At 72.2% G+C, this 6,233-nt stretch carries 1 protein-coding gene; it reads right to left on the bottom strand.

The annotated features are described in order from the left end of the window. Window positions 1-6,233, bottom strand: a 6,233-nt coding sequence (locus ACFYPN_RS33565; protein ID WP_358766238.1) for a hypothetical protein, incomplete at both ends; no start/stop codon positions are given.

Below are 6,233 nucleotides of genomic sequence, written 5' to 3'. Positions count from 1 at the left end.
CGGAACTCCTCCATCCGCCCCGGCGCCGACTGCCACTCCTCCGCCAGGTCCGGGAAGGCCGCCACCAGCGCCGCCAACTCCGGAGACGCCACCACCCGGGGCAGCAGGCCGGTCTTCTCCAGCAGACCCAGGACTTCCTCGTCCCGGCTCAGCGCCACCAGCGCCTCCCGGTGGTCGCGCTGCAACGGCCTGAGCGCGGGAATCCGGCGCACCAGAGCCTGCACATCCGTTTCGGCGGAGGTCCGGGTGCTGCCCGGAGCCGGGACGGCCGTCCGCGAGGATCGGTCCGTCGGGGCGGACGTCTCCTTGCGGGGGGCCTGGCGGCCCGCCGTCCCGGACGCCCGCGAGCTCTCCTGCCTCCGGTCCAGCTCGGTGAGGAGTGCGGCGGGTTCGCGCAGCAGGGCCTCGAACCTGGCGGCGTCGCGGGAAAGGTTCCGTACCGCGTCCGCGAATCCGGTGTGGGACACCGCCCGGTCCGCCAGCTCCGGCGAAGCCAGCACCGCACCCGCCAGCCGCGGCCGACCGTCCAGCACCGCCGTCAACGCGTCGTCCGACAGCACCGCGAGCAACTGCGTACCGGACACGGCGACCGGCCCCGATGCCAGCACCTCGATCAGCGCCGGACGGCTGCGCAGATGCCGCAGCACCCTCGCCGACTGCGCCAACGCCTCGGACAACGCGGGCACCCGGGTGAGCGCCCGCCACAACGCGGTGTCACGTGAAAGATCGTCGACGAGCGCGCGACGCGCCCGCACCACCGCGAGCAACCCCGGATCCGATCGCAGCAGCCCGGCCACCGCCGGCTTCGCCCGCAGCGCCGCCACCAGACCCGGAAGACCACCCAGCGCGTCCACCAGATCCGGTGTCGCGAGGAGGCCCTCGGCCACCTCCGGCCGCTCCCCCAGCAGCCCCCGTACGTCCTCCCGCCCCAGCAGGCCCGACAGACGCTCCGACCGCGCCATCGCCCCCACCAGTGCGGGCGTCCTCGCCACGACCGGCAGCAGCCCCGGGGTCCCCAGCACGAGCGCGGCCTGCGCCGGATACGCGTTCAGGAACGCCACCAGCAGCTCGTCCCCCAGCAGCCCGACCACATCCGCCTCGGTGGCCAGCGCCCCCGGATTCTCCGCCAGCACACGGGAGAACGCAGGACCCGCCGCCAGCACGGACATCAGATCCGGCCGTTCACCCAGTGCGCGCAGCACCGTCACGCTCGACACCACGGCACCGACGGCGGCCTCGCCGTCCTCGTACGCCTGGTCCGTGAGCGGCGTCTCCGGGTCGAAGCGGAACAGTTCGGCCATCTCGTCGACGAGCTCGGGGTTCTCGGCGAGTCCTGTCGCGATCTCCCGGTCGTCCGCCACGGCTGCGGCGACCACCTCGCTGGACCGGATCAGAAGCACTCCGGGGCCATCGCTCAGGATGACCGGCAAGCCGGTCTCGTAGGCCCTGATGTACTCGGGGTTCTGTGCGAGGGCGTCGGCGAAGGGCCGGAAGGTCGGGCCGGCCATGGCCTGCACGAAGTAGGCGTCGCCTTGGAAGTGCAGGTAGAGCCTGCCGTTGTCGCGGAGCGCGCGGGTCAGTTCGGGGTTGTCGTACAGCGCCTTCAGCGCGCCCTTGCTCCGGTCCGCCAGGTAGCCGATCAACGCGGGGCGCTTCAGCAGCGTCGCGGTCATCTCACCGTTGGTCAGCATCGCCAGCAGGATGCCGAACTCGCGGTCGACAGCACGGCGCAGCTCCGGCAGCTCCCGCAACGCACGGACCGCCGCCACCGCCGCACCCCGGTAGCGCTCCCGCGTCTCCTCGGTCACCGTCAGACCGTCGACCGCCGCACCGATCCCGTCCGGCGCGTCGAGGACCGCCCGCGCCACCGCGGCCGGCTCCGCCGCGATCCGGATACCACTGCGGGTGACGCTCGGCTCACCCGCCGTCCGCACCGCCTCCGCGAACACCTTCGAAGATCGCCGGTTCAGATCCACGAGCTCCGCGAGCCCACCCGGTTCCTTCAACCGCGTGATGAACCCGTCCCGCGCCAACCCGTCCGTCAGCAGATCCGGACTGGACGCCAACGCCTTCACCACCGCCAGACCGTCCGCACTGTCCAACGCCGCCAGCAGCTCACGATCCCCGAACAACCTCGCCCAATGAGCGGACGGGGTCACGTCGTTCTCGTAGGCGGCCAGCGCGCGCACCACCGCGGGACGCTCCACCAGATGGGCGAGGAGTTCCGAGGACTCCTGCAAGGTGGCGATCAGCTCGCGCGCCGCCAAGGCCAGCTGCAGGAGCGCCGAGTCGTTGGCCAACAGGTCCGCCAGCGCCGACGACTGCTTGCCGAGGAACGGGACGGCGAAGGGGTTGCGGTCGAACAGCGCCGCCAGGCGGCCCTCGGCACGCAGAGCCATCTCGATGCCGCCGAAGTCCATCTGGCCGAGGCCGGTGGCCGTGTTGAACGCCAGCCCCATGGCCACGGGGTCGGCCTGCACCACGGCCTGCAGCACGTGGCTGGAGGCCAACGCGTCCGCAAGGATCCGTCGTGTGTCGTCCGGCCCCGCGTCGATGGTGTCGGGCACCGCGAACTCGTCGGCGACGGAGCCGGAGCCGCCCGGGAACCGCAGCAGTCCCCGGAGCAGTCCGGGGGCCAGCAGCGGCGATCCCGGCCCGACCTGATCCCGTAGCGCGGCGTAGTCCGGCGACAGCAGCCTGCGGTACTCGTGCGGCGCGACGAGCAGACCCGGGTTTTCGAGGAGCGTCTCGGCCAGTTCCTCCTCCTCCAGGAGGGTGTGGCGCATCTCCGTGTCCCCCACCACGGCGGCGTACACCCTCGGGTCGGCGAGAAGGCGCTGCGGAGCCGACGCTCCTGGCTGCGGCTCGGGCAGGAGAGGTACGTCCGGAACGGCCTCTTCGAGCAGTTGTCCCAGCCGTGAGTCGTCGTCGAGGTGGCGGTCGAAGCGCCGCGGTTCGTACGACAGCGCATCGGCCAGACGGGAGTTGGTGAAGGCGGCCCGCAGCAGTTCCGGTGCCTCGGCCAACCGCCGTGCCAGCTCCGGGCTTTCCGGCAGTACGTCCGACAGGTCGGGGTCGGTGTCCAGCAACCGGAGGACGGTGGGATCCTTCCGGGCTGCCGTCAGCAGCTCCGGGACCCGGAACAGTGTCCGCAACTGCTGCGGGTGCTGGTACGTCGCCTGCACCAGAGCGGTGTTCGCCAGCAGGCCCTTGATCTGGTCGGCGTCCGGAACCGCATCGGGATAGTTCTCGATCGCGTTGGTGAGGGCGAGGTTGTTCTTCAGCGTCCTGACGGCGGCCATCGGCGCCGGGGAGGTCCGCAGCGCCTCGCCGAGCTGCGGGGCGGCGGTGACGGCGTCCCCCAGCCACCTGTGGTCCGCGACGGCACGGACCAGGACGAGCTTGCCGCCGAGATCACCGATGAGGGTGATCCTCTGGACGAGCCGCCGGCGCAGGTGCGCGTCGTTCTCCATCGCCTTGACGACGTCGGGGTACCGCAGCAGGAACTCGGCCTGGTCGGACAGGTCCGCGTTGCTGCTCCCGGAGGCCAGCTCCCTCAGGACGTTCGGGTGTGCCCCCAGGAGCTGCGCGAAGCTGACCGGCTGCGTCAGAAACGCCTTCCTCAGCTCGGGTGCCTCGCTGACCGAGGCGAGCAGGTCGGGCTGCTCGGCCAGGTAGGGCAGCACCTCGGGCCGGACGTCCGCCGGCTGGTCCACCTCCATGAAGAGTCTGGCGATCTCGACCGTGGGAGCGAAGGGGCGGACGGCCAGTGCCCGCGGCACGATCTCCAGCAGCTGCTGGGTGACCTGCTCGACGAAAGACCTTTCGAGCGCGGGCTCGCGGACGTAGTCGTCCTGGGTGCGCAGGGCGAGGGAGTCCGCCTCGACGGCGCCGACGGCGAGCCGTCGGGCCTCGGCCGGGCTCAACGACAGGGGTGCCTGCCCCTGCGGGCGAGACCCACCGGTCGCGCCCGTGGCGGCTGCCTGAGCCGACCGCCTCGAACCGGGCGGAGCTCCCCGCACTCCGGCCCCCCGCAGCCCGTCACCGTCCGCCGGTCCGGTCTGTGTGAGGGACGGGTTCAGGCTGTTGCCGGGCGGAAGAAGGCGGCCGTTCGCGCGGCCGAGATCGATCAGGTCCGCCAGGGTGGCCGGTTCGTGGAGAGCAACCAGGTCCAGCAGATGCGTGACATCGGCGTCGGCCACCTTTGCGGAGGCGTCCCACCCGTAGGCCTCGCGAGCGATCTCCTGTACGAGGGTCCTGTCGAACGGCTCGGTGTCGACGGGCTCGGTGCCGACCGGTCCGACGTAGGCCGCCCGCCGCAGACGTGCCAGCTCGCCCAGTGGCCGGAGGTTTCTCGGTTCCCTCCCCCTCACGCCGTACAGATCGAGGCCCGTACGCAGCACCTGGATCATCAACGTCCGGTCCTGCGGACTCGGCTCGCCGGCCGAGGAACCCAGACCTGTGCTGTGTACGAGCGCGTCGAGAACCCCGCGCCTCGGCTCGGAGACGGCCACCTTCCAGGTGTACGGCTCACCGGTGCGCTCGTGGTTGTAGACGCTGAGCCAGGGTGCCCGCTCGTCGACGGACAGCAACGGGGGCACCCCGTAGGCCGTGCGGCCCGAGGAGTTCGCCAGCCCCTGGATGAAGGTGGGGGTATCGGACGGTCCCGGCGGTACGGCGGCGCCATGGCAGACCAGGGCGGTGATCGCGCTCTCCGGGAACAACTCCGTGAACGACCGCCGCCGCCGCAGGAGACGTCCCACCTGCTGTCCGGAGAGTCTGACGGACCCTCCGTCCGAGGTCACCAGCTGGACCAGGCCGGGAAGGCCGTGCGCCAGCAGGAAGTACGGGCCCGGGCTCTGGGCCGCCCACGGGACGCGTCCGGTGCCGGTGACCACGACGTGGTCCTGCGCGATCTTCTGGGCATGGCGGTAGTCCGCTGTGTGCACCGCCCCGGGCAGACGGAGCTCGAAGACCGAGGCGAACTCCGTCTCCTCCAGGGACCGGTGTCCGGCGACGCGGCCGTCGGAGTCCGCGAACGGACGCAGGTCCAGATCCGCGGGGTCGATCAGCGCTCCGTCCATGGTCAGGAGCGGCTCGGCGGGCTCCGGCCGCTGCCCCCGGGAGTCCGCCGGCAGATGGATCCACTGACCGATGCTGCGGCCCTCGTCACGGGCCACCGCGATCACCAGGCGGCCCCGTGACTCCTCCACCAGCATCGCGCGTCCGGTGTGCCCCCAGGCGGGGCGGCCCGCGACGTCCCGCACAGCCCGCAGCAGATCGAGGTTCCGGGACAGGGCGTCCGGTACCAGCACCACGACCGGCACGGCGGGATCCATCCGCGCCAGGTGCGGATCAGCGGCCAGCACCCGGGCGAACTCGGTGAACGTCAACTCCCGCGGCGCCCCCGTGGCGGCGTCCGTCACCTTGATCCGGTCCGAGGTACCGCGGACCAGCCGTGCCTGCACCAGGTAGGGCGTCCGGGCCGTCAGCGCCGGCGGCAGGTGGGCCGACGTGCCGACGGGGGCATAGCCCCTCTGCCCCGACAGACCGGTCGTGTGCTCCAGCCACTGGTACTGCCGCGGCCGCCGGGCCAGCGACGGAACCGGCCACCTGCCGTGGAAGTCGCGTCCGACCGCCTCGTGCCGGTACGTGACGGTGGAGGTACGGAGCTGGTCCAGGGCCGGCACGGCCTCGGCACCGGAAGCCGCCTGCGGCCCGGGGCGGGTGGCGAAGGCCGCCTCCGGTCGGTCGGCCGTTCCGGTGTGAGCGGCTGCGGGCGCCTGGGCCGACAGCGTTCCGGCCGCCTGGGCCGGGAGAGCCGCCTGGCCCGTGGGCGCGGCCTGGTCCGTCAGTGCCATGGCGTCGCGGAACGCTTCGTACACGGCGTCGTCGGCGGCGGTCGCCGCCACCGGGTTGGCCGGCGTGCTGAAAGCGCCCGGGTCCGTCCCGTACAGCCGTTCCAACAGCGGCAGCAACTCCCGCTCGTGACGGCGCACGTACGCCGCGCCGTTGTTCCGTGGCCGCCCCGTCGCCCCGTCACTGCCGTGGTTGGTCCCCAGGTAGGCGTTGGTCAACTGTGCGAAGTACTCGTCCGCACTCACCGACGCGTAGTTGTCGACCTCCCGGCCGTCCAGGTCCAGCCGCACGCCGTCGGGCCACACCACACTGCCGCCACCCGCCCGCTTCGCCTCCCACACCGCTTCGATCAGCGCCCGCTCCTCCGGCGACAA

Source organism: Streptomyces sp. NPDC005576 (assembly GCF_042871745.1).
In the GTDB taxonomy this organism is placed as follows: Bacteria; Actinomycetota; Actinomycetes; order Streptomycetales; family Streptomycetaceae; genus Streptomyces.
The sequence above is the reverse complement of the archived record's forward strand: the minus strand, read 5'-3'. Positions and strand labels throughout refer to the sequence as shown.